The following is a 24,740-nucleotide window of genomic DNA, read 5'->3' on the forward strand; positions in this document are numbered from 1 at the left end:
ATTTGATCTCTGGAGCCTCTTCAGCGTTCCGGCACCTGCAGCCAGGTTTCATGCAGATGCCGCCATTCGACACCGTTGGGCGCCGATGAACTGGTGGTGAAGACGGCGCTCGACTGGCGGCGGCTGTGCTTGCCGCCACGCAATTGCGCCTCGACGTAGAAGACGACAATCGTGTCCGCATCCTGCCAACCGGGCCGGATGTCCTCGATCGAAATGGCGAAGCCGTCATCGCACGTGGCGCGGCTGGAGCGGACATGATCGACGACAGCAGCGCGATCAAGCACGTTGCCGTCCGGCGCGACCATGCTGAAGCCGTCGCCCATGGCACGCTCGAAGCGCGTGAAATCCACGGTGTCAGCGCGCGCGGCGACGAACCAGTCGACGAAGAAGCGATGCAGGCCGACGACCTCGGCGCTGGCCTGCGAAAACAGCGTCGCGTTGGTGGCGCTCATGTGCGGCCTGCGTTGAGATTGTAGTGCATGATCGAGCCGTGGCGGCCGTGGCGGTCACGCTCCAGCGTGTAGACGTCGCCCAGGGGGCCTCGGCCTTGCGCGATCACGGCCGCGATCTTGGCCCGGTCATCGACATCGAGCGCGACATCCATGATGCCCGCGTTAGCCAAGGCATGCGCCTGGTTACGGGCGCCGACGATAACCGCGGCGACTTGCGGCTGCCCCAGCACCCAGGCGCTGGCGATGGTGGCGATGTCGACACCGTGGCGATCCCCGACGGCCTTCAACGCCTGGAGCAGTTGCTGGAACAGGTCCCAGCCGCCGAAGTCGTCGATGATCAGCTTGTATTTGACCAGCGAGCGGTTTTCGAGCGGCGTGGCGGGTTCGGCAACGCCGAGCCACTTGTCGCTGAGAAAGCCACCCGCCACCGAGCCGTAGCAAAGGAAGTGGACGCCGTTTGTCTTCGCAAGCGCGGCGAGGCGGTGAGCGGGCCGCTGGTCAAGCACGGAATATTGCAGTTGCTGGCTGACCAGCGGAATGCCGGCGGCGAGAATTTCGGCGAGCCGTGGCGTGTCGAAATTGGTGGTGCCGAGATTGCGCACCTTGCCCTCCCGGCGAAGCTCGTCGAGCCAGCCCATCGCATCGACATAACGAGGCTGGTCATAGTCCCACCAGTGAAACTGCACGAGATCGAGACGCTCGGTCTTCAGCCGCCGCAGCGACTGGTCGACGATACCCCTGATGTAATCCCGGCTGATGCCGGCCAGCCTTTCGAGGTCGGGCACCAGCTTGGTGTGTACCTTCATCCTGGCCGCGACATCGAGGCCGCGTTCGCTGGCCAGCCGCAAGCGGGCGGCGCCGATCAGTTCCTCGACGCCGGTGTAGATGTCGGCGCAGTCATAGGTCCAGATGCCGGCGTCGAAGGTGGCTATCAGGTCGGTCACCGCCTGGCTGCGGTCGATGGCCCCGTGCCCACCAGCCAGTTGCCAGCCGCCGCGAATGACGCGGGAGATCGTGTAGCCTGGGCCGAGTTCGAAGGTCTTGGCGGTCATGTCTGCTCATTCTCCTTCGGCAGCGGTACGGCCGTGGTCTCGGCATGGCTGAACCGCCGTTTGCCGGTCCTGACGATCCGCAGCCGGCTGGCGCAATTGGGATCGGGACAGGCGATCTCGGCGTCCGAGGTCATCCAGTCATTTGGATGGGTTGGCCGCTGCTTTGCCGCCAGCAGCGGAAGCACGGCGGCAAGCGAGTAGATCGAGAAACCCTGCCCCGCCGGCATCGACAGCATCTCGCCCTTGAGTTCGAAATAGTCTCCGGCCTTGGCGCCGCAATAGATCGGCTTGCCCTCGGGGATGACCGCCTCGACGCGAAGGTCGAAGAGTTCGAAACCGTCGTCGGCCATGTCAGGCCTCCACCAGGCTGAAGGTGATGTCGCAGGTGCCGTTGCGGCGGATCAGCCCGCATGCGGCGGCGAACTGGTCGCGCTCTTCGGCGCGCACTTTCGCCACCACGCTGCCGGCCAGCCAGCCGATCGGGAACAGAAGCCGCGCGCCCTGCCCATAGAACAGACCGATGTCGAAGATGGCGTTGGGATTGCCGCCCCACATGCGCGGCGGCACATAGGACAGCACGATATCGCCGGGCTGCGGCGTCAGCGTCGCGTTTTCCGCCGGCAATGGCCTGGCTTGCCCCTCTATATCGGCAGCGGGAACCGGGCAGGAAATTTCCGGTCCCGTCCACATGGCGTGGATGCCCGGAACGACACGCGGCGTGTCGAGATATGCCTTGAGGAAGGCAGCGTTTTCCGGCGCCTTTTCGGGCAACATCAGCGCCGTGACGCCAAGCTTCGAGCGTGGCTCGGTTATTCTGATGGCGGTCATGTCTGATCTTTCGAGGCGGCCGATTGCAGCTTGCTGCGCAGGAAGGTGAAAGGCCGGCTGATGTCGGCGACCAGCGACTCGCGCGCTGCCTGTGCATCCTGCGTGGCCAGCGCCGTGACGATGCGGCGGTGATATTGGGCGGTGTCGACCTCGCCGGCCTCCGAGAATGCATAGATTGCGACGCGGATGCATGGCCCCGATTGCAGCCACAGGCTCTCGATCATCGGGATCAGCACCGCCGAGCCGCAGCAGCGATAGATCTCGAAATGAAAGCTCTGGTTAAGCGTCACTTCGCGATCGACATCCTTCTTGTGTTTCAGCGCCCGCATCTCGTCCCATTCGCCAAGAATGGTCTCGATGGTGGCGATCTGACGCGAACCCATGCGTGCGGCGGCCAGCGCGATCGCCTCACCCTCGATCAGGATGCGGGCCCGAAGGAGATCGTCGAGCCGTTCCAATGTGATCGGCGGCACACGCACCGAACGGTTGGGCAGCGCTTCGAGTGCCTTCTCCGTGATCAGCCGGCCAAGCGCCTCGCGCACCGGCATGGTCGACGTGACCAGCGCATCGGCAAGCCCACGGATGGTCAGCACCTGGCTCGGTTCGAACAGGCCGCCGATCAGGGCGCGGCGCAATTCCGAATAGACACGGTCCTGCACGGTTTCGCGGCCGACCGGAGCAAGCTGGGCAGCGATCGCCTCGTTGTTCTTTTCGATGGCAGCCTTTTGCATGGAATCCCATTCCCGGCCGGTTTTCGGCTTGCGGTCGAAATTAAAGCCGAATAGCGTGATCAACGCAAGTGTGATCACAAATCAAAAACCAGGGGGCGGCAACGACCGTCTTCGGCCAGAGGGTTGATGAGCGAGGCAGCGGAGCGCCAAGGGCAGGAGGCCCGTGCGTCGGTTCTGACAGCAAGCAACGTCGTCAGACGGTTCGGCGGCCTTGTCGCCGTCAACAATGTTTCGTTTGACGTCAAAGCGGGCGAGATCCTTGGCCTGATCGGACCGAATGGCGCCGGCAAGACAACGATGTTCGACCTGCTTGCCGGCAGTATTCTGCCTTCCAGTGGTGACATCCTTATCAACGGCGTGCGCGTCTCCGGCGAAGCCGCGCATCTGCGCATCGGCCGTGGCCTTGGCCGCACCTTCCAGATCCCGCGCCCGCTGCCCAATCTGACACTGATCGAAAACATCATGCTGGCCGCGCAGGGCCAGGCCGGCGAAAGGCTGCTCGCCAACTTCATCACGCCGTGGCGGGTGGCGGCGCAGGAAGAAGCGGCCAGGGCAAAGGCGCTGGACCTTTTGGAGCTCGTCACCCTCACCCATCTCGCGCATGAGCCGGCGCGTGTGCTGTCCGGTGGCCAGCGCAAGCTGCTGGAACTCGCCCGCGTCATGATGGCCGACCCGGCGATCATCCTGCTCGACGAACCGGCGGCCGGCGTCAACGCGACGCTGCTGGAAGTCATCATCGACCGCATCCGCGACATCAACGCGCGCGGCATCACCTTCCTGCTGATCGAACACAACATCGACATGGTGACGCGGCTTTGCCACCGCGTGCTGGTCATGGCGAGCGGCCAGTTGCTCAGCGAAGGCACGGCGGAAGAAGTCGCCCGCGACCCGCGTGTCATCGAGGCCTATCTCGGGGGCACCGCATGAGCGAGATCGTCCTCGACGTGCGCGACCTCGAAGCCGGTTACGAACCTGGCGTGCCGATCGTGCGCGGCGCCTCGATCACCGTCCGCAAGAGCGAAATCGTCGTCGTCCTCGGCCCCAATGGCGCCGGCAAGTCGAGCTTCATCAAGGCGATCGCCGGCCTTGTCCCGATCACCGGCGGCACGGTGTTCCTGGACGGCAAGGACATCACCGCCGCGCCGGCCCACACCATGGTGCGGCTTGGCCTTGCCTTTGTGCCGCAGACGGAAAACATCTTTCCGCTGATGTCGGTCGAGGACAATCTCAGGGTTGCCTGCGGCATTCTCGAGAGGCGCGAAATCCCCGGCCGCATCGACGAGATGTATGCCGCCTTTCCCGACCTCGTCCGCCAGCGCCGCACCACCGCCGGCAATCTCTCGGGCGGACAACGCCAGATGCTTGCAGTCGCCCGAGCGCTGATCGTCCATCCCAAAGTGCTGGTGCTGGACGAGCCGTCGGCCGGCCTGTCGCCCAAGTTTGTCTCGATGGTGTTCGAGATGCTGGCCGGCATCCGCAAGTCCGGCGTCACCATCCTTTTGGTCGAACAGAACGCCAAGGCAGCGCTTGCGATCGGCGACCGCGCCTATGTGCTGGTCGAAGGCAAGGACCGGCACCAGGGTGTTGCTTCCGAACTGTGGAACGATCCTGTGGTCGCCGAACTCTATCTCGGCCAGCGGCCCTCTCACGCCGGCAAGGGAGGCGCGGCATGAGCCTGCAATTTGTGGTCGACGGACTGCTGACCGGTTCGATGATCGGCCTTGGCGCCATCGGCGTGACGCTGACCTATTCGATCCTGCGCTTCTCGAATTTCGCCCATGGCGACTTCATGGCCTGGGGCACATATGCGACGCTGGCCGTCGTCAGCGCCATTGGTGCGACCTTCGGCAAGGTAGCCCCCATCGCGCCGCTGTCCTTCGGCTGGCCGCTCCTGGTTGCGCTGGTCGTCGGCATGGCCTTCACTGCGCTGCTGGCGCTGCTGCTCGACAGGGTGTTGTTTTCGCGGCTACGCTCGCAAGGCCAGGCGATCATCGTTGTGATGGCGAGCTTCGGCGCCTCGATGGCGCTCAGAAGCCTGCTCGAATTCACCTTCACCTCGCGGCCGACTTATTTCAGCCGCGCGATCCAGATCGCCATGCCGGTCGGCTTCGGCATCCGCATCACCCCCGACCAGATCGCGCTCTTGCTGCTGACCGCCATACTCGTGCTCGGCGTGCATCTGTTGATGACGCGCACGCAGACCGGCCGCTCCATGCAGGCATTGAGTCAGAACCCAGCATTGGCCCGCATCGTCGGCATCGACGTCGCCGGCGTGGTGCGCGTCACCTGGATCATTGGCGGGGCGCTGGCCTGCGTCGCCGGCGTGATGATCGGCATCCTGGTGCAGATCCGCCCGTTCATGGGCTTCGACATGCTGCTGCCGATGTTCGCCGCGGCCATCCTCGGCGGCATCGGCAGCATTCCGGGCGCCGTGCTCGGCGGCCTGATCATCGGGCTCGCCGAAGCCGGAGCGGTGCAGTTGATCGGCGCCGAATGGCGCGCCGCCGTCTCCTTCATCATCCTGATGGCGGTGCTGTTCGTGCGGCCGATCGGCCTTTTCGGAGTTCGGGAAAGATGATCGATCTCATCGGTTACGGCGCCTTCTTCCTGACCACCGCACTGATCTTTTCGCTGGTCACGCTCGGGCTCAATCTGCAGTGGGGGCTGACCGGGCTGTTCAATGTCGGCCTTGCCGGCTTCGTCGCCATCGGCGCCTACACCTCGGCCTTGCTGACCACACCGGATGATGCGGCACGGCTGGGTGGCTTCGGACTGCCGATCCTTGTCGGCTGGCTGGGGGCCATGGTTGTCGGCGGCATCGCCGCTGCCCTCACCGGCATGGCGACATTGCGGCTCAGATCCGACTATCTGGCGATCACCACATTCGGCGTCGCCGTCGTCGTGCAACTGGTCGCGCTCAACGCGCAGAAGCTCACCGGCGGGCCGTTCGGCATCGGCTTCATCCCGCGCCCCTTCGGCGGCCTTGCCGAGACGCCGCTGCTGTTCAACCTGTCGAACCTTGCCGTCGTCTGCGTCGTGACGCTGATCGCCTATCTCGCACTGGAGCATCTGTCGCGCAGCCCGTGGGGACGCGTGCTGAAGGCGCTGCGCGAGGACGAGCGAGCGGCGATTTCGCTCGGCAAGAGCGCGCGCTTCTACCGCGTCCAGGCGTTTGCCGTCGGCGGCGCCATCATGGCGCTGGCAGGCGCGTTGCAGGCGCATTTCACCGGCTTCATCGCGCCGGACAATTATCTGCCGATCCTGACCTTCCAGGTGTGGGTGATGCTGATCGTCGGCGGCTCGGGCAGCAATCTCGGCGCCGTCATCGGCAGCATCCTGGTGTGGGGGATATGGGCCGGATCGGGCACGCTGACCAGCGTTCTGTTTGCGCCCGAGCAGCAGGCGCGCGCCGCCTCACTGCAGATCGTCGCCATCGGCGTCATGCTCTGCGTCATCCTGCTGATCCGGCCGAACGGGCTGTTCGGCGACAGGCCACGGCGACCACGCCTGGACAAGCGGGCGAAGGCGGTCGCGACAAAGGGCAGTTCCGGCTCATGAACGCCGTGACCCGGCAGGAGGCACGGGGCATTTCGCTCTGGCACGCTGTCAGCCGCGACCGCCGCCAGCGGTCGCCATTACAGGGCGAGATCGATGCGGACCTTGCCATTGTCGGCGGCGGTTTTTCTGGCCTCTCGACCGCATTGCACGCCGCCGGGAAAGGGCTTTCCGTCGCCGTCCTCGAAGCCGAAATCATCGCCTGGGGCGCGACCGGCCGGAATGCCGGCTTCATCGTGCCCAACTTCGCCAAGATGGACCCGGACAACATCCTTGCGCATCTCGGCCCCGAGCGCGGTGAACGCCTGATCGACTTTGCCGCCGGCAGCGCCGACCTCGTCTTCGACCTGATCCGGCGACACGGGATCGACTGCGACGCCGTGCAGAACGGCTGGATCCAGCCGGCGCATTCAGCGGCAGCTTTCGAGAAGGTCAAATCGCGCGCCGGGCAATGGGCACGCCGCGGCCGACCAGCCGTTATCCTGGATCGGCAGGACGTTGGGGCGCTAACGGGCGCGCGCGGCTATGTCGGCGGCTGGATGGATCGATCGGGCGGCGTGCTCAATCCGGTTGCTTATGCGCGCGGGCTCGCCGATGCGGCCGAGAACGCTGGCGCGAGGATCTTCGAACGAACGCGCGTCACCTCGATCGATCGCGTGGCCGATGGCTGGTCGCTGAAGACGCCATCAGGCTCGGTGCGTGCCGGCAAGGTGCTGGTCGCCACCAACGCCTATGGCGGGCCGCTCGATCCGTTGCTGCAACGGACCTATATTCCGCTGAAGGTCTTCCAGATCGCAACCGGGCCACTGCCGCGCGATGTGCGCATACGTCTGCTCCCCGGCGGGCAAGGCGTCGGCGACACCAAGCGCAATCTCTTCACCTTCCGCTTCGATGCCGAGAACCGGTTGATCAGCGGCGGCATGCATATTCTGAACGCCGGCGCCGATACGCGCGTGCCGCGAGCGATCTGGCGGCGGCTCGCCCGACATCTCGATTTGCCGGACCTGCCGCCGCTTGCCTATGGCTGGTCTGGAGTGGCCGCCGTGGAACCGGATTTCCTGCCGCACCTTCTGGATCTTGGACCAGGGCTGATCGCCGGTCGCGCCTGCAACGGACGTGGCATTGCCATGACGACGGCGATGGGCAAGGTGCTGGCCGACTGGGCCTCCGGAACCGAGGCGCGTGATCTGCCGCTGCCCTTTGCGCCGCCGGCACCGATCCCCTTTCATGCTTTGCTGCGGCAAGCGCCCAACATGCTGCTTGGCTGGAGCATGCTGCGCGACCGGCTGGACGGGGCCGGATAAGGCGATCATGTCCGGTCTGCGGACGATCGATCGGTCGTGCGAAGATTTTCGGCGAGAATCGCGGCCGCCACGGCGATGTCCTCTTCGAGGAATGCTCGAACGTCAGGGCCATTGCGCTGCTCCAATGCGGCAACAATCCTGCGATGCGCGTCGTTCGACTGCGGAATGTAGCGATCGGCCTGCATCAACAGCTTGAGATACGGCCCGACCCGGCCCCAGAGATCGCGGATCATGTTCAACAGGATCGGCGCACCGGCATGCTGGTAGATGGCGAAGTGAAACGCCTCGTTGAGCGCGAGATAGGCCCTGGCGTCGCCAGCCTCGATGGCGCCCTGCATGCCGGCGAGTGTGGCCTGTATGTCGGCCAGCCCGCTTTCGGCGATCCGCGACCCCGCCATCTCGCCCGCCAGCCCCTCGACGGCGATGCGGATACGCGTCAGTTCCTCGAAGGCAGGCACGGATAGCAAGGGCACGATGACCGAGCGGTTGTTCTGCATCTCGAGCAGCCGCTCGGCGACCAGCCTTTGCAATGCCTCCCGGATGGGCGTCGTCGAAATGCCGAAGGTCTCGGCGAGCTTGCGGATGACCAGCGTCTGGCCTGGGCTGAAGCCGCCTGAAATCAATTCCTGCTTGAGCGCGCTGTAAGCGCGGTCATTGAGGGTTTGATGTTCGAGCTTCAGCATGCGCGCCGCGCTCCGATCACCAGTTCGACAAAGCGCGATCGAGCGTCTCGGCCAGTTGCTCGGCATTGTCCCTGGCAAATGGCAGCGGTGGCCTGATCTTCAACACATTGCCGCGCGGACCGCAGGACGAGATCAGCACACCATCCTCGCGCATGGCTTCGACGACCGCCGATGTCTTGCTGGCGGTCAGCGCGTCGTCGCTGTCGGCAGTCAGTTCGACGCCGAAATAGAGGCCGTTTTGCCTGACGTCACCGACCATGCCGTGCCGGCCCTGCAGTGCGCGCAACAGGTCGCCGGTGTAGGCGCCGACATTGCGTGCATTCTCGATCAAACCCTCGCCTTCGATCACCTCGAGCACAGCAATGCCGACGGCGGCCGCGACCGGATTGCCGCCGAAGGTGTTGAAGTAGCCGGTGTTGGAGCCGAAGGATGAAACAAGCCGCGGCCGCACCAGCACCGCGCCCATCGGATGGCCGTCGCCGATCGGCTTGCCCATGGTGACGATGTCGGGCTCGAGGCCGTAATTGGCAAAACCCCACATGCCCTGGCCAAGCCGGCCGAAGCCGGACTGCACCTCGTCGGCGATGACGATGCCGCCGGCGTTCCTGACGTGATCCGCCGCCTCGCGCATGACAGCCGCATCGGGGAAGAAAATGCCATCGCTGGAGAAGGCCGAGTCGAGCAGCAGCGCCGCCGGACGAGTGTTCTGCGCACGCATGCCCTCGATGGCGGCGGCGACATTCCTGGCGAAATCGCGTGCGGCGCGGCCCTGGTCGCGGAACGTGTCCGGCGCCGGCACGGTCCGGTGGTGCGCGGGCACGCCCTTCGCCCCGACCGCCGCAGGCGACAGCTGCGCGGTGGCGATCGTTGCACCGTGATAGGCGAAGTCGGTGATGATGACGCCACTGTTGCCGGTGGAATGCTGGGCGATGCGGATCGCGAGATCATTGGCCTCGCTTCCGGTGCAGCTGAACATGGCGTGGCCGAGATGGGCCGGAACGGTGCCGAGCAGTTTTTCCGCGTAGTCGAGAATGATCTCGCTCAAGTAGCGCGTGTGCGTGTTGAGCGTGGCGGCCTGGCCCGACAGCGCCTCGACGACGCGCGGATGGCAGTGCCCGACCGAGGCGACATTGTTGTAGGCGTCGAGGAATTTGCGCCCCTGCGCATCGTAGAGCCAGACCCCGCTGCCACGCACCAGATGGATGGGGTTGCGGTAGAAGGCGCGGTAGGTCGGCCCAAGCAATCTGGCGCGGCGCTCGAGCAAAGCTTGCTCGGCTGCCGTCGGTACGGCATTTGCAGGATATGGCGAGGACTGGGACACGAGCATCTACTCCGGATTGGAATGATCTAGAAAAAAGCGGCGGGCATCCGCGGACGACAGCCCATCGAGCCGTTCGAGCGAGGCCCAGACCTCGGTGATGAGGCGCAGCACATAGTCGCGCTTGGCCGGGAACCGTTCGGCCTGCCAGCTGGCGATGTTGGCGATGAGCGCAAGGCGGGCACGGATCAGATCGAAAAGGATGCCGATCTCTTCGGCCTCCAATGGCTGGACCGACTGGTAGCCGGCGACGAAGCGCGCGGCGGGCGCCAGCGGATGCCCCTCCGCCGGCCAGCGGTAGACGGCGCCGATGGCAAGGTCGCAGATCAGCGGCGAATGGATCATGTCGCCGAAATCGAGGATGCCGGTCACAACCTCCGGCCGCGAAGCGTCCATCACCACATTGTAGGAATTCATGTCGTTGTGGACGATCTGGGCGCGCAGGCTCGGGATGACCGGCGCCGCATGCGCCTCGAAGGCATCCATCACACGCTCGACCATGGCCCGATGGCCGGCATCGGCGATATGCGCCAGCATCGGCCGTGTCTTGGCGACCTTGCGAATATCCCAGAGCAGGTCACTGCCGGCTGCCGGATGGAAGAAGCCGCGCAGTGCCCGGCCAAGGCGGGCGAGGAAGATGCCGAGATTGCGATCCTGTGCGGTTGACGTTGGCGAGCGCGACAGCAACTGGCCGGGCAGATAGGTGACCAGCCGGATGATGCGGGGCGCCGATCCGCCGACGCTGACCGTGAACTGCGCTTCGCCCTCCAGGCTCTTGCGCACCGAAGGAACCAGCAAGGTCGGGTCGACGGCAAGGATGTGGTCGAGTGCCCTGTTCTGGAAGTCCGTGAAGCCAGCCTCCTCGGCCGGGTGGGACACCTTCAGAACGAACTCGCCATCGCCTTCGGTCTGGACGTGGAAATTGTGGTCGCGTTCGCCCGGCAGCGGACGCGCGCTACCGATGAGGCCATAGTGCCGGCGCAAGATGGCAAGCGCGTCGGCGATCGAAACGTCAGGCGCGTCCTCGGCGAGCGTTTCACCGAAACCGTCGGGCACGGCTGCATTCATGCGCTCACCTCCGGATCGATGGGCTCGAGACCACACCAGTCGGCGATGAACAGCGCGATGGTCTGGGTGACCTTGCGCACCGAATCGAGATCCACGGCCTCGTCGTAACCATGCGGCATGCGGCAGATCGGGCCATAGACGATCGCCGGAGTGTCGGCATAGAGGCCGAAAAAGCGCGCATCCGTCGTAGCCGAGGTGACGTGTTCCGTCAGTGGCTCGCCCCACACGGCGACATGGCTGCGGCGCAGCACGGCTTCCATCTCGTCGGCGCCCTCCAGCACATAGCCCTCGGCCATGAAGCCGTTATAGGTCATCTTGGGCGGACGATTGGCCAGGAATGGATCGGCACGGGCCGCATCGGCGATGCAGGCTTCGAGCTCGGCCCTGGCATCTTCGAGCTTCTGCCCGGGATAGGTCGCGACCCGCATCTCGAAGACACAGCGCGCCGGAACGCTCGATGTCCATTCGCCACCTTCGATCTTGCCGAGATTGAAGCGGATCGGATGCGGGTGATTGCAGAAATGCGGATCATCGACCTTGCGCGCATTCCAGACGATTTCGAGCTGCTTCAGTGCCTGGATGATGACGAAGGCCTTTTCGATGGCGTTGGCGCCGGCCGAGAAAGCGCCCGAGGCATGCTGCGGATCACCGTCGACCTCGACCCTGAACCAGATCGGTCCGACCTGCGCGCGCATCAATCGCGGTTCCAGTGGTTCGGGAATGAAGGCGGCATCGGCGCGGTAGCCGCGCTGCAGGCAGGCAAGCGCGCCATTGCCGGTGCACTCTTCCTCGACCACCGACTGCAGGAACACGTTGGCGGCCGGCTGATAGCCGAGGCTGCGCAAGGCGGCCAGCGCGTAGAGACAAGCCGACAGGCCGGCCTTCATGTCACCGGCGCCACGGCCATGCATCCAGCCATCCTCGATGGCCGGATCGTAGGGATCGCGCACCCAGCGGTCGAGTGGCCCCGTCGGTACCACGTCTATATGGCCGTTGAGGATCAGCGAGCGGCCGGTGGCGCTTCTCGGCGTGTGGGTGGCAACGACGTTGAAGGCGTCATCGTAGGACACCGCGACGGGAGAAAACCCGGGCAGGTCGCGGATAGCATCGACATCGACACGCCACATATCGACTGCATAGCCATCGGCCTCATAGGCCGCCGCCATGAAGGATTGCGCCGCGTGCTCCTCGCCGCGCTGGGAGGGAAAGCGCACGAGATCCGCCAGGAATGCGACTTGCAGCGCGAAGCCGTCATCGACCGCGCGCAAAATGGCTTCGTCGGCAATTCGCTCAGGCATGATATTCCGCTTTCTCGTGAATGGTGTATCATATCTCATATGCCATTTCCTGGAAAGGCAAAGAGACAGGCCGGGCCAAAACTATGGCCCAACCCGGGAACCTCTTGGCAGGCGGGCTCAGAGTTGGCATCAGCTTCCTGCATGCCTGCGAAACCGCATGGCAGAGATCGAGGACAGATGCTGGTCACCGAAGGCCCCTTGCCGGATGAAATCACCGATCTCTCGTCCGGCTACCGGCGCGTGCCGGCCGGCAAGATCGTCAATGCCGTGACATGGATGGAAGCCTGCGCACCAATGCCGGGTCTCGCCCAACCCCTGGCAATGACCCGGATCACCAAGCCCGACAGTGCCGCCTACCGCACGATCTTCCTCGAGATCGGCGCTCCCTGGCTCTGGGATCGCGCCGCCGAAATGTCGGATGCCGAAGTCGCCGCGCATTTCGCCGACCCGCGCCAGCATCTCTATTACGGCCATGATGAAAGTGGCGGCCATGTCGGCATGGCCGAATTCCGCGTGGCGGACGGCAACGAGATCGAGATCACCTATTTTGGCCTGTTTCCTTCCTTCACCGGCCGGGGTCTCGGCAAACGGCTGATGGCAGGCGCGCTCGACCAGGCATGGCGCCTCGGCCCCCGCCGCATCTGGCTGCACACCAGCAGCATAGACCATCACAGCGTCATCGGCTTCTACAGGGCATGCGGGTTCGAACCCTTTGCGGCGGGGTTCGAAATCACCGATGATCCCCGGATCAAGGGAACCCTGCCGCGCGATGCGGCCCCGCAAATCCCGTTGATCGAAACGGAATGGGTGCCTGGCGCCAGATGAGATCGTCTTCGCAACCTGCCAGCCTTTCGTCATCTCACCATCGCCGGTGGGTACGGCGCGAAAGCATCCTGTCGAGGCTGGAGCGGCACATCGACACGCGCATCGTTCTGTTCGCCGCGCCCGCCGGTTTCGGCAAGTCGACGACGATGGCGCAGTGGGCGGCGGAAGTCGCGCGTCTGGGTAGACTAACCGCATGGTTCTCCTGCGAGGCGACGGACAATGACGAAGGCGCCTTCCTGTCGCATCTGGTGGGCGCATTGCGCCATCTCGTCCAGAACCCAGCCGAACTCGACCTCGCCTTCCAGTCGAGCCCGATCCCGCAGCTCGACGTCGTGCTATCGGCTCTTGTAGCGGGTCTTGCCGCGCGCGACGCCGACATCACCCTGTTCTTCGACGACTACCACGCCATCGAGGCGCCGGTGGTGAAGCGGTTCATGGAGCGCCTGACGAGGCAGGCACCGGCCAACGTCGCCTTCGTCATCGGTTCGCGCAACCTGCCAGACCTGCAACTTGGCAAGCTCAGGGTGCTTGGCGACGTTTTCGAAATCGGCCCGGACGATCTGCGCTTCGCCTCGTCCGAGGCCGAGGCCTTCTTCAACGACAAGTTGGGCCTGAGCGTCAGCAGCGGCACGGTGGAAACGTTGTGTTCACGGACCGAAGGGTGGGCCGCCGGCCTGCAGCTCGCCTCGCTGTCGCTGAGCGCCGCGCATGCGCCAGAAACCGTCATCGGCAATTTCACCGGCGCCAACCGCAACGTCGCCGACTTCCTGATGGGGGAAGTGTTCCTGGAGCTGCCGCCGGCCCTGGCGAAGTTCCTGCTCCACAGTTCGATCTTCGAACGCTTCAGCGCCGAGGCCTGCCGGGCAGTCTTGCGCGCGGCTGATGCCGAGGCCGACATCACCGAGATCGAGACCCGCAACCTGTTCCTGGTGCCACTCGACGAGGAGCGGCGCTGGTTCCGCTATCATCATCTGTTCCACGACTTCCTCAGCCGCGAAATGGAACGGCGCGAACCGGAGATGATCGCTCCGCTGCACCTGGCCGCCGCCGAATGGTTCGGCGAACGCAAGATGCTCACCGAAGCCATCGGACATGCGCTCGCTGCCGGCGACCAGGCGCGCGCGGCGGTGTTCGTCGAAAACAATGCGCTCGAACTCGTCGCCCAGTGCCAGCTGCTTTATGTCAGGCAGTTGCTGGCACTGCTGCCGAGGAAGCTGGTCGACCAGCGCATCCGGCTGCAACTCATCGTGCTGTGGCTGGCGGTGCACTCGAGCCAGCCCGAGATTGCGCAGCAGACGCTCGCCAATGCGCGCAAGCTTGTCGAAACCGGGCCGGCCGACGGCAAGGATCCCGGCACACTGACCGGCACCACCATCGAGACCGAGATCGCTGTCCTCCATGCCGCCGTCCACAGCACGCTGGAGCAGTTCGAGGCCGCGCGCGATACCGCGCTCTCCGCCCTGCGCATCATCGCGCCCGACGCCTGGTTCATGGAGGGCGCGACGGCCAACGTCATCGGCTACAATCTCTATGCGCTGGGCGACCTCGAAGGGGCTCGGGCGGCGGCGGACGCCGCGCGCAAGGCGCATGAGCGAAGCGGCAGCCTGCTCGGCGTCACCATCGCCAATTGCTACATGGCCGTCATCGAGCGCTCGGCCGGCCGCCTGCCCGCCGCCGAAAGGCTGCTGCGCAACACGATCATCGAGGCCAGGACGCGGATCGGCGCAAACTCATATGCCGAGGCGCTCGCCGGGACGCTGCTTGCCGAACTCGCCTATGAGACCAACGCATCCGGCGAGGCGCTGACGCTGGTCGAGAATCTCGGGCCGCTGATCGAGGGCGCCGCCGTCATCGTCTATCCGCTGGCCAGCGTGCCGACCTATGCCCGTGTGCTGCAGCTGACCGGTCGTGGCGACGCTGCACTCGACATGCTGGAGCGCGTCTACCAGCGTGTGCGCGGCTCCGTTTATCGCCGGCTCGCTTCGGTGCTGGTGCATGATCGCATCCGGCTGCTCATCGACCAGAGCCGCGTCGCCGAGGCACGCGCTCTGCTGAGCGAGCATCGCCGCGAAAGCACTGAGACCGCCCCTACTGTCGCCAATGAATTCGAGTTCTTCGCCGAAGGCAGGCTGCTGACAGCGGAGAAATCCCACGCGGCGGCGGCGGCGATTTTTGACACGTTGCTGGAGCGAACGAAAAGCACCGGACGCATGCGTCGCCACATACTGGCGCTGATCCTGCGCGCCAGGAGCGCCGGCCACGACCAGCGCGAAGCTGATCGCTATCTTCTCGAAGCGCTGCGCCTGGCCCAGCCTTCCGGCTTCATCCGCTCCTTCGTCGACGAGGGCAGGCCTGTCGTGGAAGGGTTGATGCGGCTGCGCGCCGCGCAAGCAAAGACCGAGCCGTCACTGTCGGCCTATGCAACGCGCATCATCCATGCCGCGCAGACCATGCCTGTGCCGACGCGCAAGCCGGCGGCACCCGCGCCCGAAAAGGAACAGCTCACCCAGCGCGAGTCCGAACTGCTGCGCTGCCTGTCGGAAGGCATGTCCAACCGCGATATCGCTGTCGCGCTGTCGGTGAGCGAAACGACGGTGAAATGGCATTTGAAGAACATTTTCGGCAAGCTCTCCGTATCGAACCGCGTCCAGGCCGTGCGCGCCGCGCAGGCGGCCGCCGACCTTCGGCCCCCTTCGAAAGGAGGGGCATAGACATCTGGCGCAACCCCCTCTTTCGGGTCGGGCCATGGTATAGTTAGCCTGCTAGCGTCATCCCGGATTGCAGAGGACGCTGCGCATGGCGACAGGTTACGTTTTTCACGAACAGCTGATGTGGCATGACACCGGCCCCAGCGCCGACATGATGCCTCCCGGCCGTTTCGTGGAACCCGGGCGGCATCTGGAATCGCCAGGGTCGAAGCGCCGGCTCAACAACCTGATCCAGGTCAGCGGCCTGGGGCGCCATCTGGTGCCGATCATTCCCGAGCCGGTGACGGTCGAGGACCTGCTGCGCGTGCATACGCAGCGCCACGTCGACGATATCAGGACACTGAGCGAGCGCGGCTCCGGCTTCGCTGGCCCGCAGGCGCCGATCGGCTTCAACAGTTTCGACATCGCCCTCTTGTCCGCCGGCACCACCTATGCGGCAATGCGCGCCGTGCTCACCGGCCGTGTCGACAACGCCTATGCGCTGGCGCGCCCGCCGGGTCACCATGCCGAGCCCGACCAGGCGATGGGCAACTGCCTGTTCTCCAACATCGGCGTCTCCGTGCGCCGGCTGCAGCATGAAGGCCTGCTCGGCCGTGCCGCGATAGTCGATTGGGACGTGCATCACGGCAACGGCACCGAGACGGTGTTTTATTCCGATCCATCGGTGCTGACCATTTCGCTCCACCAGGACAATCTCTACCCGACCGGGCGCGGCGCGCTGGCCGATAATGGCAAAGGTGAAGGTGAAGGCTACAACATCAACATCCCGCTGCCGGCCGGCAGCGGCACCGGCGCCTACGAAGCGACGTTCGACCGCATCGTTGCCCCGGCGCTGCGCGCCTTCAGGCCGGACCTCGTCATCGTGGCTTCCGGTTTTGATGCGTCCGGCTTCGATCCGCTCGGCCGCATGATGCTCAACAGCGAATGTTTCCGGCGCCTTGCCGCGCGCATGGTGGCGCTGGCCGCCGAGACATCGCAGGGACGCCTGATCATGACCCATGAAGGCGGCTATTCCGAAGGCTATGTGCCGTTCTGCGGACATGCCGTCATCGAGACGCTGGCAAACCATCGTACCGAAGTGGTCGATCCCCTGTCGGATCATATCGACGAATGGGCCGGACAGGACCTGCAGCCGCATCAGGCCGCGGTGATCGACGCCGCCGAAGGCCTGCTCGCCGGCCTGCGTCAACGCCTCGCAAGTGCTACCTGACACGATGGATTTTCTGATCACCACGCTCCTCAACGCGCTGACGCTGATCAGTATCCTGATGCTGGTCGGGCTCGGGCTGGCGATCAGCTTCGGCCTGATGAACGTGACCAATCTGGCGCATGGCGAATTCGTCACCGTCGGCGCCTTCGCGGTCTATTTCGTCCAGAGCATCGGCGGCTCCTTCTGGCTGGGGCTGGCCGCTGCCCCCATCGCCGGCGCGGTGGTCGGCTGCATCCTGGAATTCGCCATTATCCGCCACCTCTATTCGCGGCCGGTCTCGACCGTGCTTGCCACCTGGGGCGTCAGCCTGATCCTGCAGCAAGGGCTGGAACTGACCTTCGGTCTCGGCGCCAAGCCGGTGACGCCACCGATCGAGGGCACGTTCGACCTCTTCTTCACCGTCTATCCCGCCTACCGGCTGATCCTGATCGCCATCGCCATGCTGACCCTGCTCGGCGTCGTGCTGCTGATCAGCCGGACATCTTTCGGCCTCGATATCCGCACCGTCATCCAGAACCGCGAGATGGCCGAGGGCGTCGGCATCAACACGCGGCGCACCTATGCCATCGCCTTCACCTTCGGCGCGGCCATCGCCGGGCTCGCCGGCGGGCTGGTCGCGCCGCTGGCGATCGTGCTGCCGCAGATGGGCGTAAACTATCTCGCCAATGCCTTCTTCGTCGTCATTGTCGGCGGTGTCGGTTCGATCGGCGGCCTTGTCGCCGGCAGCGTCTTCGTCGGCGGCCTGACCAGCATCCTCAACTACCAGATCTCGCCATCCCTGGCGCAAGCGATCGTGCTGCTCGCGGCCATTGTCGCTGTGCGGCTGCGGCCCAACGGCCTGTTCAACGGGGCATCACGATGATCGCCCGGGACCGCAACTGGCTGCTGATCTTCGCCGTCTGCGCAGCACTCGCCGTCATCTATCCCTTCTTCGCCGACGGCTACCAGCTGACGGTGATCCGCGACGCCCTGATCTTCGGCCTGTTTGCCGCGAGCCTCGACTTCTTCTGGGGCCGCACCGGCATCCTGTGTTTCGGCCACGCCGCCTTCTTCGGCATCGGCGGCTACATCATGGCACTCATCACGCTCAATGATGCCATCCCCTTCGGCAGCCTGCTTGGCATCATGGGCGCGGTGGCTGGCGCCGCATTCGTCGCCGCCATCATCGGCTACTTCCTGTTCTTCGGCGGCATTCGGGGCAGCTATTTCACCATCGTCACGCTCGCCATGGGCGTCATCTGTCAGCAGGCCGCGATCTCCTGGAGCTCGGTCACCGGCGGCGACAGCGGCCTGATCGGCATCCCGCCGATCGAATTCGATCTTGGCGGGATGCATGTCGATCTCAGCCAGGACCTGCCCAGCTACATCTTCGTCGCATCCATCGTCGCGGTGGTCGTGCTGGCGCTGTGGTCGATCAGCCGTGGCCGCTGGGGTACGGTGCTGACCGCCATCCAGGACAATGAGGTCCGGGCGGCAGCGCTTGGCCACAATGCGCCGTTGCGGCTGCTCGTCACCTTCGTCCTGTCCGCTGCCATCGCCGGGCTCGCCGGCGCGCTTTATGTTTGCATGGCCGGGCTGGTGGCCCCCGACCTGTCCGGCCTGCTTCTGTCGACCGAAGTCATCGTCTGGGTAGCGGTCGGCGGGCGCGGCACGCTGCTCGGTCCGGTGCTGGGCGCCATCGCCATCCAGCGCGCGCAGCAGACAATCAGCAGCTTCAATCCGAGCCTGTGGCCGCTGCTGCTCGGCTGCGTCTTCGTCATCATCGTCTTCGTGCTGCCGGACGGCATCCTGTCGATCTACGCGCGGCTGAAAAGCCTGTTCAAAGGCAGGAGGCAGGCGCAATGAGCGACGTGCTGCTTCAAGCCGAGAATGTCGGCATCCGCTTCGGCGGGCTGCAGGCGCTGGAAGGGTTGAACCTGACGGTGCGCGACAAGGAACTCTGCTGCATCATCGGGCCTAACGGCGCCGGCAAGAGCACCTTCCTCAACGTGCTCACCGGCACGCTTCGCCCGTCCAGCGGCAGCGTGCGCTTCCTCGGCCACGACATTGCCGGCCTGCCGCTGCACCGCATCGCCAGGCTCGGCATCGCCCGCAAGTTCCAGATCCCGTCGGTCTTTCCGAACCTCTCGGTTGAAGACAATCTGAAGGTGGCACGGTGGGGTGCGCCCTCGCCGGTTCGCCCGGTCGGCGAATTGCTGGAACTGGTGGCGCTCACCAATCGAGCCGCCACGCTGGCCGGCGAACTGGCGCACGGCCAGAAGCAATGGCTGGAGATCGGCATGGCGCTGGCGATCGAACCACGGCTGCTGCTGCTCGACGAGCCGACGGCCGGAATGACACCGCAGGAAACGATGGCGACCGCGCAGATGCTGCTGCGGCTCAAGGGCGAGTTCTCGATTGTCGCCGTCGAGCACGACATCCGCTTCGTGCGGGCGCTGAACTGCGAGACGCTGGTGCTGCACCAGGGGCGCCGGCTGCGCAGCGGTCCCTTCCACGACATCGAGGCCGACGAAGTGGTCCGCGACGTCTATCTGGGGAGGCGCTGACCATGTTGCGGACATTTGCCGTGTCGGCAGGCTACGGCCCGCTCCCGGTGCTGAACGGCATCGACCTCGGCGTGGCGCCGGGCGAAGTCGTCGGCTTGCTCGGCCGCAATGGTGCCGGCAAGACGACGCTGCTGCGCGTCATCGCCGGCGCCTTGAGGGCCAGCAGCGGCGCCGTGGTTCTCGGCGGCCAGGATCTCACCAATGCAGCGGCCTTCCGCCGTGCGCGGGCGGGCATCGCGCATGTGCCGCAAGGCCGTGGCATCTTCAACCAACTCACCGTGCGGCAGAACCTGGAAGTCGGCACGCGTGCCGCCCGTGATCGCGGCGACGGCGGCATTCCGGCCGACATCTTCGGCTATTTTCCGATCCTGCGCGAACGCGAGGCACAGATCGCCGGCACGCTCTCGGGCGGCCAGCAGCAGATGCTGGCGATCGGCCGTGCGCTGTGCGGCCTGCCGTCGGTGCTGCTGCTCGACGAGCCCTCGGAAGGCATCCAGCCGAACATCGTGCAGTCGATCGCTGAACTGGTGCCGCGGATCGCCCGCGAGCGCGGTATCGCGATGGTTCTGGTCGAGCAGAATCTCGATCTCGTTCTCAAGGCGGCGGACCGCTGCCTGGTGATGGAGAAAGGCAGGATCGTGCATGAAGGCACGCCGGAGGCGTTCGCCGACGAGAGCCTGCTGAAGGATTTGTTGGCCCTGTAAGGCGCGGCTGAAGCGTGCCTGGGACCTGTTGGCTTTGTAAGGCGTGCATGGGGCGCGCCTGGACTGGAAGGGAACACAAAAATGATAAGCAGAAGAACTATCCTGAAATCCGGCGGCGCTGCCGCCGCCTTCGCCATAGTCGGCGCGCCGTCGATCCTGCGCGCCGCCGACACCGTCAAGGTCGGCCTGTCGATTCCGATCACCGGGCTGCAGGCGATCCTCGGCGAGACGCTGCTCAATTGCTACAAGCTCGCCGCCGCCGAACTCAACGCCGCCAACGGCATCGGCGGCCGTCAGGTCGAGCTGTTCATCGAGGACAACCAGACCACGACCAAGGGCTCAATCGACAAGGCACGCAAGCTCCTAAATGAGGACAAGGTCGACGTGATCATGGGCACGATCATCTCGCCCGAGCGCAGTGCGACGCTGTCGGTGACCTCGAAGGCCAAGAAGCTGTTCTTCTACCCGACCAATTTCGAGGGCGGCGAATGCAACCGCTACTTCGTCGCCACCGGCCCGATCCCGATGCAGCAGGTCGACCCGATGATGCCGTGGGTGGCCGAGAACCTCGGCAAGACCATCTACATCATGGCCTCGGACTATGCCTGGCCGCAGAAGATGACCGAGGCGATCACGGCTGCCTACGAGAAGGCCGGCGGCAAGATCATCGGCGCCGACTACTATCCGTTCGGCACCACGGATTTCGGCCCGGCCTTCCAGAAGATCAAGTCGCTGAAGCCCGATGTCGTCTGGTCGATGGTGGTCGGCAACGACGCTGTCACCCAGCTCAAGCAGTATCGCAGCTTCGACATCAAGCAGCCACTGATCGCGCCGCTCGACGAGGTCTTCAACAAGGACGCGCTGCCGCCCGGCGTCGCCGCCGGCACCTACGCGCCGCAGCCCTACTGGATGGCGCTCGACAATCCGGTGAACAAGAAGTTCATCTCGAGCTTCCGCGAAAAATTCGGCCAGGAAAAGATGGTCAACGGCATCGGCGAGGCCGGCTATAACGGCCTGCACCTCTATGCGCTGGCCGCCGAGAAGGCCGGATCGCTGAAGGACGACGATGTGCTCAAGGCGCTGCCGACCATCGAGTTCGACGCACCGCAAGGCAAGATCCGCGTCGATGCCTCCAACAACCACACGCTCTGCCATTCCTATGTCGGCAAGGCGGCGGCCGACGGCATCAGCTACGAGATCGCCAAGGATTTCGGCACCATCGCGCCGGTCACGCCCTACTGCAAGGTGTAGGCCCTCGCACCCAACCAATCCTGACGGCGGCGTTGCCGCCGCCGTCAGGGCTTCTGTGGCGCCGGCAGCCGCTCGCGCAGTTCGTCGACAAGCACACGGGTGTTTTCGGAATAGTCGATGGGCACGACGACCAGATGCACGCCGCCGCCGGCAAAGGCCTGCTCCAGCGCCGGCCGCAATTGGGCGATCTCGCCGACCCTGGTTCCCCTGGCGCCATAGGCCTCGGCATATTTGACGAAATCGGGGTTGCCGAAGGTCATGCCGAAATCCGGGAAATCGTCTACCGCCTGCTTCCAGCGGATCATGCCATAGGCATGGTCTTCGAGCAGCAGAACGACAAGGTCTAGCTTGAGCCGAACGGCGGTCTCCAGTTCCTGGCTGTTCATCATGAAGCCGCCGTCGCCGCAAATGGCCATGACGCGGCGTTGGGGGTAGAGCAATGCCGCCATCATCGCCGACGGCAAGCCGGCGCCCATGGTGGCCAGCGCATTGTCGAGCAGCAGCGTGTTCGCCATGCGCGTGCGGTAATTGCGCGCGAACCAGATCTTGTACATGCCGTTGTCGAGGGCAAGGATCCCGTCCGCCGGCATCACGGCGCGCACGTCATGCACGATGCGCTGCGGCGTGAAGCGGTCTTCGGTGGCGCGCGCGGCGATGCGGCTCAAAATGCCTTCACGCAGCGGCAGCAAGGCCTGTGCATTGGGGATCTTGCCTTCGACGCGGTCGGCCAGGAACGCAAGCGAGGGGCCAAGGTCGCCGACGATCTCGGCCTGCGGGAAATAGACCTGCTCGACATCGGCCGAGTGATAGCCGACATGGATCACCTTCGGCCCGTTGGTACCCATGATGAAGGGCGGTTTCTCGACCGTATCGTGGCCGATGGTGATGATCAGATCGGCCTGTTCTATGGCCTCGTGCACGTAGTCGCGCTCCGAGAGCGCCGCCGTCCCCATGTAGAGTTCGGTGCCGCCAGGCACGGTGCCCTTGCCCATCTGTGTGGTGAAATAGGGTATCTGTGTGCGCAGCACGAACTGAGCGATATCCGGGGTCACGCGCGGGCGCGACGCCGCCGCGCCGAACATCAACAGCGGACGCTTCGCCTCCATGATCATCCGGGCAGCCCGATCCAGCGCGTCCGCGTCGGCAATGGGCAGGTCGACCGGATGCGTCGGCACCAGCGCGACCGGATCGCACTGGGCCGCCGCTATGTCTTCCGGCAATTCCAGATGCACCGGCCCTGGACGCTCCTCCTGCGCGACGCGGAAGGCCTCACGCACCAGCGAGGGGATCATCTTGGGCGAGACGATCTGGCGCGACAGCTTGGTCAGCGGCTTCATCGCCGCGACGATATCGACGATCTGGAAGCGCGCCTGCCGCGATGACAGGATGCCCTTCTGGCCGGTGATCATGATCATCGGCATCGCGCCGAGCAGCGCATAGGCAGCGCCGGTCGTCAGATTGAGCGCGCCGGGGCCGAGCGTGGTGATGCACACGCCCGGCTTGCCGGTGAGCCTGCCGTAGGTAGCGGCCATGAAGGCCGCCGCCTGCTCGTGGCGGGTCAGGATCAGCTGAATCGACGAGCGGCGAATGGATTCGACGATATCGAGGTTTTCCTCGCCCGGAATGCCGAAAATCCGCTCGACCCCTTCGTTTTCGAGGGCCGCCACGAACAGATCCGAACCCTTGGTCATGAACCGTCTCTCCTGCAATGTGCACATTCCGTCAGCCACCTTCATATGGCACCGGAACGCGACGCCTCAAAGACCTGAAGCGTGCACTCATTCTGCAGGAGAGACCCGAATCCGCGTCCTACCGGTCAAAGGCGCGTTGAGCAGGCCGCCTTGGGCGATGCAAAGAGCTGCGCCGGCGCAGACCACTGGCTGGCCGGTGCGCCGCGCGTGCCGGTGATCAGCGAGCGCAGTTCCGACAGATAGGTCTGCACGAAGAAGGAGGTCTGGCTTTCCAGCGGCGTATAGGGGCCCGGACGGTAGGCGCGCGACAGGATGCCGTCGGCATTGTCCTCGGTGATCTTCTTGTCCTGCACGGTGGTCACGTCCCACATCCAGCTGATTGCGTCTGCATCGACGTCCTGATCGGCGTCCTTGTCGACGAGCCAGGTCAGGATGACGTCGGTCTCCATGGCATTGCGCGGTATCATCTGGAACAGCGTGACATAGTCGTTGGCAGCGCTGGCGAAGGACAGCCGCCCGAGGCGGAAGCCGCTTTCGCCGCCATCATAGGCATTACGGCCGCCCATCAGGCACGAGACCCCCTCGCCTGTATTGGACAAGGTGTTGCGGCCCGAGCCGATCGGCTTGCGGTGCATGGCGAACGGCATAGTGTCGAGGTCGCCCGGCTGCCATGAGCCCTTGTGGAATTCGGCATCGCCGATGACGCTGTGCCAGGCCTCGATTTCATTCTGCCATTCGACCGCCTTGTCGGCGTCGCGGGTCGCGGTGACTTTGACATGGCCGTTGACGCGGTAATATTCGGGATGCGCCGGCCGGCAATGGTAGCATTCGAGGAAGTTCTCGAGCACCAGCTTCCAGTTCGCCTTGGTCAGGTAGTTCTTGCGGGCGACAATGCGCGCCTGGTCGAGGCCATTTTCGCGCAACCCATCGGTCAGCCCCGCCGCGACAGGCTCGATGTCGGGCAAGGAATTGGCGTCCAGGCCACAGAACACCAGGCCGCCGAAACATTTCGAGGGCACGCGATGCAGTCCGAGCGCCTCCGGGTCCACGCTTGGCGGAAGATCCTGCCGCGACTGCAGTTCGCCGGTCAGCCTGAACGACCAGGCGTGATAGGGACAGACCAGAAGCTTGCCGCGGCCATCCTTGGTGCAGAGCCGCGAGCCGCGATGGGTGCAGACGTTGTAATAGGCCGCGATGTCCTCCTCGCCGTCACCGAAGCGCACAACGATGATCTCCTCGTCGAACAGCTGACGCACGATGTAGCGCCCTTTCTCGGGCACCTCGCTGGCATGGGCGACAAGCACCCATTGGCGCGGGAACCACAGATCCCGCTCCAGCGCGAAGATGGCCGGATCCGTATAGAAAGCCTGTTCCAGCGACCAGTCCTGACGCTGCCGGTCAATCAGGCGGACAATCTCGTTTCGATCGATGGGCTGGCTGTTCGGTGTGTTGGCCTGCACGGCGAACACCTTTCTGCACGCTGGCGTTAGGATGATGTTTCGATAGAGTTTGCGAT

Annotated in this window: 24 protein-coding genes; 13 read left to right on the top strand and 11 right to left on the bottom strand. The window is 64.9% G+C overall.

Features of this window, described 5'->3' with window-relative positions:
* Nucleotides 1-20 precede the first annotated feature (20 nt).
* From AC07UC_RS28525 to AC07UC_RS28545, 5 genes are read right to left on the bottom strand one after another with little or no spacing between them, the layout of a single operon-like run.
* Nucleotides 21-452, bottom strand: a complete 432-nt coding sequence (locus AC07UC_RS28525; protein ID WP_140769332.1) for a DUF4440 domain-containing protein — start codon at nt 450-452, stop codon at nt 21-23.
* On the bottom strand, nt 449-1,504 hold the full coding sequence (locus tag AC07UC_RS28530; protein WP_494908169.1) for an aldo/keto reductase: 1,056 nt from the start codon (nt 1,502-1,504) through the stop codon (nt 449-451). The genes AC07UC_RS28525 and AC07UC_RS28530 overlap by 4 nt, the downstream gene beginning before the upstream one ends.
* Nucleotides 1,501-1,854, bottom strand: a complete 354-nt coding sequence (locus AC07UC_RS28535) for a TIGR04076 family protein (protein WP_056564617.1) — start codon at nt 1,852-1,854, stop codon at nt 1,501-1,503. The genes AC07UC_RS28530 and AC07UC_RS28535 overlap by 4 nt, the downstream gene beginning before the upstream one ends.
* Nucleotide 1,855: 1 nt before the next feature.
* The gene (locus tag AC07UC_RS28540; RefSeq protein ID WP_494908170.1) at nt 1,856-2,332 is read right to left on the bottom strand and encodes a DUF3830 family protein; all 477 of its coding nucleotides are present in this window, start codon (nt 2,330-2,332) and stop codon (nt 1,856-1,858) included.
* Nucleotides 2,329-3,063: a GntR family transcriptional regulator gene (locus tag AC07UC_RS28545; protein WP_140769338.1), complete on the bottom strand. Its 735-nt coding sequence runs from the start codon at nt 3,061-3,063 to the stop codon at nt 2,329-2,331. The genes AC07UC_RS28540 and AC07UC_RS28545 overlap by 4 nt, the downstream gene beginning before the upstream one ends.
* A gap of 126 nt (nt 3,064-3,189) precedes the next feature.
* Here AC07UC_RS28545 and AC07UC_RS28550 point away from each other — a divergent pair, with 126 nt between their 5' ends.
* The 5 genes from AC07UC_RS28550 to AC07UC_RS28570 are packed head-to-tail and all read left to right on the top strand — an operon-like array spanning nt 3,190 to nt 7,922.
* The gene (locus AC07UC_RS28550) at nt 3,190-3,990 is read left to right on the top strand and encodes an ABC transporter ATP-binding protein (RefSeq protein ID WP_494908171.1); all 801 of its coding nucleotides are present in this window, start codon (nt 3,190-3,192) and stop codon (nt 3,988-3,990) included.
* On the top strand, nt 3,987-4,736 hold the full coding sequence (locus AC07UC_RS28555; RefSeq protein WP_494908172.1) for a branched-chain amino acid ABC transporter ATP-binding protein: 750 nt from the start codon (nt 3,987-3,989) through the stop codon (nt 4,734-4,736). The genes AC07UC_RS28550 and AC07UC_RS28555 overlap by 4 nt, the downstream gene beginning before the upstream one ends.
* Nucleotides 4,733-5,641, top strand: coding sequence for a branched-chain amino acid ABC transporter permease (locus AC07UC_RS28560; protein ID WP_140769344.1), 909 nt, complete (start codon nt 4,733-4,735; stop codon nt 5,639-5,641). The genes AC07UC_RS28555 and AC07UC_RS28560 overlap by 4 nt, the downstream gene beginning before the upstream one ends.
* Nucleotides 5,638-6,621: a branched-chain amino acid ABC transporter permease gene (locus tag AC07UC_RS28565; protein WP_181179614.1), complete on the top strand. Its 984-nt coding sequence runs from the start codon at nt 5,638-5,640 to the stop codon at nt 6,619-6,621. The genes AC07UC_RS28560 and AC07UC_RS28565 overlap by 4 nt, the downstream gene beginning before the upstream one ends.
* Nucleotides 6,618-7,922 carry an NAD(P)/FAD-dependent oxidoreductase gene (locus tag AC07UC_RS28570; RefSeq protein WP_494908173.1) on the top strand — a complete coding sequence of 435 codons (1,305 nt, stop codon included), beginning with the start codon at nt 6,618-6,620 and terminating at the stop codon, nt 7,920-7,922. The genes AC07UC_RS28565 and AC07UC_RS28570 overlap by 4 nt, the downstream gene beginning before the upstream one ends.
* A 5-nt stretch (nt 7,923-7,927) precedes the next feature.
* Here the strand turns inward: AC07UC_RS28570 and AC07UC_RS28575 are convergent, their stop codons facing one another.
* The 4 genes from AC07UC_RS28575 to AC07UC_RS28590 are packed head-to-tail and all read right to left on the bottom strand — an operon-like array spanning nt 7,928 to nt 12,289.
* Nucleotides 7,928-8,605, bottom strand: a complete 678-nt coding sequence (locus AC07UC_RS28575; RefSeq protein ID WP_494908174.1) for a GntR family transcriptional regulator — start codon at nt 8,603-8,605, stop codon at nt 7,928-7,930.
* Between the two features lie 16 nt (nt 8,606-8,621).
* Complete coding sequence (locus AC07UC_RS28580; protein ID WP_494908175.1) at nt 8,622-9,932, bottom strand: aspartate aminotransferase family protein; 1,311 nt, start codon at nt 9,930-9,932, stop codon at nt 8,622-8,624.
* A complete protein-coding gene (locus AC07UC_RS28585; RefSeq protein WP_494908176.1) occupies nt 9,933-10,991 on the bottom strand; it encodes a phosphotransferase in 1,059 nt (352 codons plus the stop codon).
* Nucleotides 10,988-12,289 carry an ArgE/DapE family deacylase gene (locus AC07UC_RS28590; RefSeq protein WP_494908177.1) on the bottom strand — a complete coding sequence of 434 codons (1,302 nt, stop codon included), beginning with the start codon at nt 12,287-12,289 and terminating at the stop codon, nt 10,988-10,990. The genes AC07UC_RS28585 and AC07UC_RS28590 overlap by 4 nt, the downstream gene beginning before the upstream one ends.
* Before the next feature lie 177 nt (nt 12,290-12,466).
* Between AC07UC_RS28590 and AC07UC_RS28595 the strand changes: the two genes are divergently transcribed.
* From AC07UC_RS28595 to AC07UC_RS28630, 8 genes are all read left to right on the top strand, one after another.
* Nucleotides 12,467-13,114, top strand: coding sequence for a GNAT family N-acetyltransferase (locus tag AC07UC_RS28595; protein WP_494908178.1), 648 nt, complete (start codon nt 12,467-12,469; stop codon nt 13,112-13,114).
* Nucleotides 13,111-15,825, top strand: coding sequence for a winged helix-turn-helix domain-containing protein (locus tag AC07UC_RS28600; protein ID WP_494908179.1), 2,715 nt, complete (start codon nt 13,111-13,113; stop codon nt 15,823-15,825). The genes AC07UC_RS28595 and AC07UC_RS28600 overlap by 4 nt, the downstream gene beginning before the upstream one ends.
* A gap of 85 nt (nt 15,826-15,910) precedes the next feature.
* Nucleotides 15,911-17,032 (top strand): class II histone deacetylase, encoded by a 1,122-nt coding sequence (locus AC07UC_RS28605; protein WP_494908180.1) that lies wholly within the window; start codon nt 15,911-15,913, stop codon nt 17,030-17,032.
* 4 nt (nt 17,033-17,036) lie between these two features.
* Complete coding sequence (gene urtB, locus AC07UC_RS28610) at nt 17,037-17,894, top strand: urea ABC transporter permease subunit UrtB (protein ID WP_140769356.1); 858 nt, start codon at nt 17,037-17,039, stop codon at nt 17,892-17,894.
* The gene (locus AC07UC_RS28615; RefSeq protein WP_494908181.1) at nt 17,891-18,877 is read left to right on the top strand and encodes a branched-chain amino acid ABC transporter permease; all 987 of its coding nucleotides are present in this window, start codon (nt 17,891-17,893) and stop codon (nt 18,875-18,877) included. Before urtB ends, AC07UC_RS28615 begins: the two co-directional genes overlap by 4 nt.
* Nucleotides 18,874-19,578, top strand: a complete 705-nt coding sequence (locus AC07UC_RS28620) for an ATP-binding cassette domain-containing protein (RefSeq protein WP_494908182.1) — start codon at nt 18,874-18,876, stop codon at nt 19,576-19,578. The genes AC07UC_RS28615 and AC07UC_RS28620 overlap by 4 nt, the downstream gene beginning before the upstream one ends.
* Nucleotides 19,579-19,580: 2 nt before the next feature.
* Nucleotides 19,581-20,282 (top strand): ABC transporter ATP-binding protein, encoded by a 702-nt coding sequence (locus AC07UC_RS28625; RefSeq protein WP_494908183.1) that lies wholly within the window; start codon nt 19,581-19,583, stop codon nt 20,280-20,282.
* A gap of 81 nt (nt 20,283-20,363) precedes the next feature.
* Nucleotides 20,364-21,533, top strand: a complete 1,170-nt coding sequence (locus AC07UC_RS28630) for a substrate-binding protein (protein ID WP_494908184.1) — start codon at nt 20,364-20,366, stop codon at nt 21,531-21,533.
* A gap of 44 nt (nt 21,534-21,577) precedes the next feature.
* On the opposite strand, the gene AC07UC_RS28635 is transcribed toward AC07UC_RS28630, so the two are convergent.
* Both AC07UC_RS28635 and AC07UC_RS28640 read right to left on the bottom strand, forming a co-directional pair.
* Nucleotides 21,578-23,224 carry an acetolactate synthase large subunit gene (locus tag AC07UC_RS28635; protein ID WP_494908185.1) on the bottom strand — a complete coding sequence of 549 codons (1,647 nt, stop codon included), beginning with the start codon at nt 23,222-23,224 and terminating at the stop codon, nt 21,578-21,580.
* Nucleotides 23,225-23,349: 125 nt separating this feature from the next.
* Nucleotides 23,350-24,684, bottom strand: coding sequence for an aromatic ring-hydroxylating oxygenase subunit alpha (locus tag AC07UC_RS28640; RefSeq protein WP_494908186.1), 1,335 nt, complete (start codon nt 24,682-24,684; stop codon nt 23,350-23,352).
* Between the last annotated feature and the right edge of the window lie 56 nt (nt 24,685-24,740).

It is taken from the genome of Mesorhizobium sp. GW821-FHT04C10, assembly GCF_059420305.1.

Coding starts and splice junctions, on each gene's coding strand:
- AC07UC_RS28560 (WP_140769344.1), top strand. CDS start 4,733: ATGAGCCTGCAATTTGTGGTCGACGGACTGCTGACCGGTTCGATGATC.
- AC07UC_RS28545 (WP_140769338.1), bottom strand. CDS start 3,063: ATGCAAAAGGCTGCCATCGAAAAGAACAACGAGGCGATCGCTGCCCAG.
- AC07UC_RS28565 (WP_181179614.1), top strand. CDS start 5,638: ATGATCGATCTCATCGGTTACGGCGCCTTCTTCCTGACCACCGCACTG.
- AC07UC_RS28540 (WP_494908170.1), bottom strand. CDS start 2,332: ATGACCGCCATCAGAATAACCGAGCCACGCTCGAAGCTTGGCGTCACG.
- AC07UC_RS28575 (WP_494908174.1), bottom strand. CDS start 8,605: ATGCTGAAGCTCGAACATCAAACCCTCAATGACCGCGCTTACAGCGCG.
- AC07UC_RS28570 (WP_494908173.1), top strand. CDS start 6,618: ATGAACGCCGTGACCCGGCAGGAGGCACGGGGCATTTCGCTCTGGCAC.
- AC07UC_RS28620 (WP_494908182.1), top strand. CDS start 18,874: ATGAGCGACGTGCTGCTTCAAGCCGAGAATGTCGGCATCCGCTTCGGC.
- AC07UC_RS28605 (WP_494908180.1), top strand. CDS start 15,911: ATGGCGACAGGTTACGTTTTTCACGAACAGCTGATGTGGCATGACACC.
- AC07UC_RS28525 (WP_140769332.1), bottom strand. CDS start 452: ATGAGCGCCACCAACGCGACGCTGTTTTCGCAGGCCAGCGCCGAGGTC.
- AC07UC_RS28530 (WP_494908169.1), bottom strand. CDS start 1,504: ATGACCGCCAAGACCTTCGAACTCGGCCCAGGCTACACGATCTCCCGC.
- AC07UC_RS28585 (WP_494908176.1), bottom strand. CDS start 10,991: ATGAATGCAGCCGTGCCCGACGGTTTCGGTGAAACGCTCGCCGAGGAC.
- AC07UC_RS28550 (WP_494908171.1), top strand. CDS start 3,190: ATGAGCGAGGCAGCGGAGCGCCAAGGGCAGGAGGCCCGTGCGTCGGTT.
- AC07UC_RS28595 (WP_494908178.1), top strand. CDS start 12,467: ATGCTGGTCACCGAAGGCCCCTTGCCGGATGAAATCACCGATCTCTCG.
- urtB (WP_140769356.1), top strand. CDS start 17,037: ATGGATTTTCTGATCACCACGCTCCTCAACGCGCTGACGCTGATCAGT.
- AC07UC_RS28625 (WP_494908183.1), top strand. CDS start 19,581: ATGTTGCGGACATTTGCCGTGTCGGCAGGCTACGGCCCGCTCCCGGTG.
- AC07UC_RS28555 (WP_494908172.1), top strand. CDS start 3,987: ATGAGCGAGATCGTCCTCGACGTGCGCGACCTCGAAGCCGGTTACGAA.
- AC07UC_RS28600 (WP_494908179.1), top strand. CDS start 13,111: ATGAGATCGTCTTCGCAACCTGCCAGCCTTTCGTCATCTCACCATCGC.
- AC07UC_RS28615 (WP_494908181.1), top strand. CDS start 17,891: ATGATCGCCCGGGACCGCAACTGGCTGCTGATCTTCGCCGTCTGCGCA.
- AC07UC_RS28580 (WP_494908175.1), bottom strand. CDS start 9,932: ATGCTCGTGTCCCAGTCCTCGCCATATCCTGCAAATGCCGTACCGACG.
- AC07UC_RS28535 (WP_056564617.1), bottom strand. CDS start 1,854: ATGGCCGACGACGGTTTCGAACTCTTCGACCTTCGCGTCGAGGCGGTC.
- AC07UC_RS28590 (WP_494908177.1), bottom strand. CDS start 12,289: ATGCCTGAGCGAATTGCCGACGAAGCCATTTTGCGCGCGGTCGATGAC.
- AC07UC_RS28635 (WP_494908185.1), bottom strand. CDS start 23,224: ATGACCAAGGGTTCGGATCTGTTCGTGGCGGCCCTCGAAAACGAAGGG.
- AC07UC_RS28630 (WP_494908184.1), top strand. CDS start 20,364: ATGATAAGCAGAAGAACTATCCTGAAATCCGGCGGCGCTGCCGCCGCC.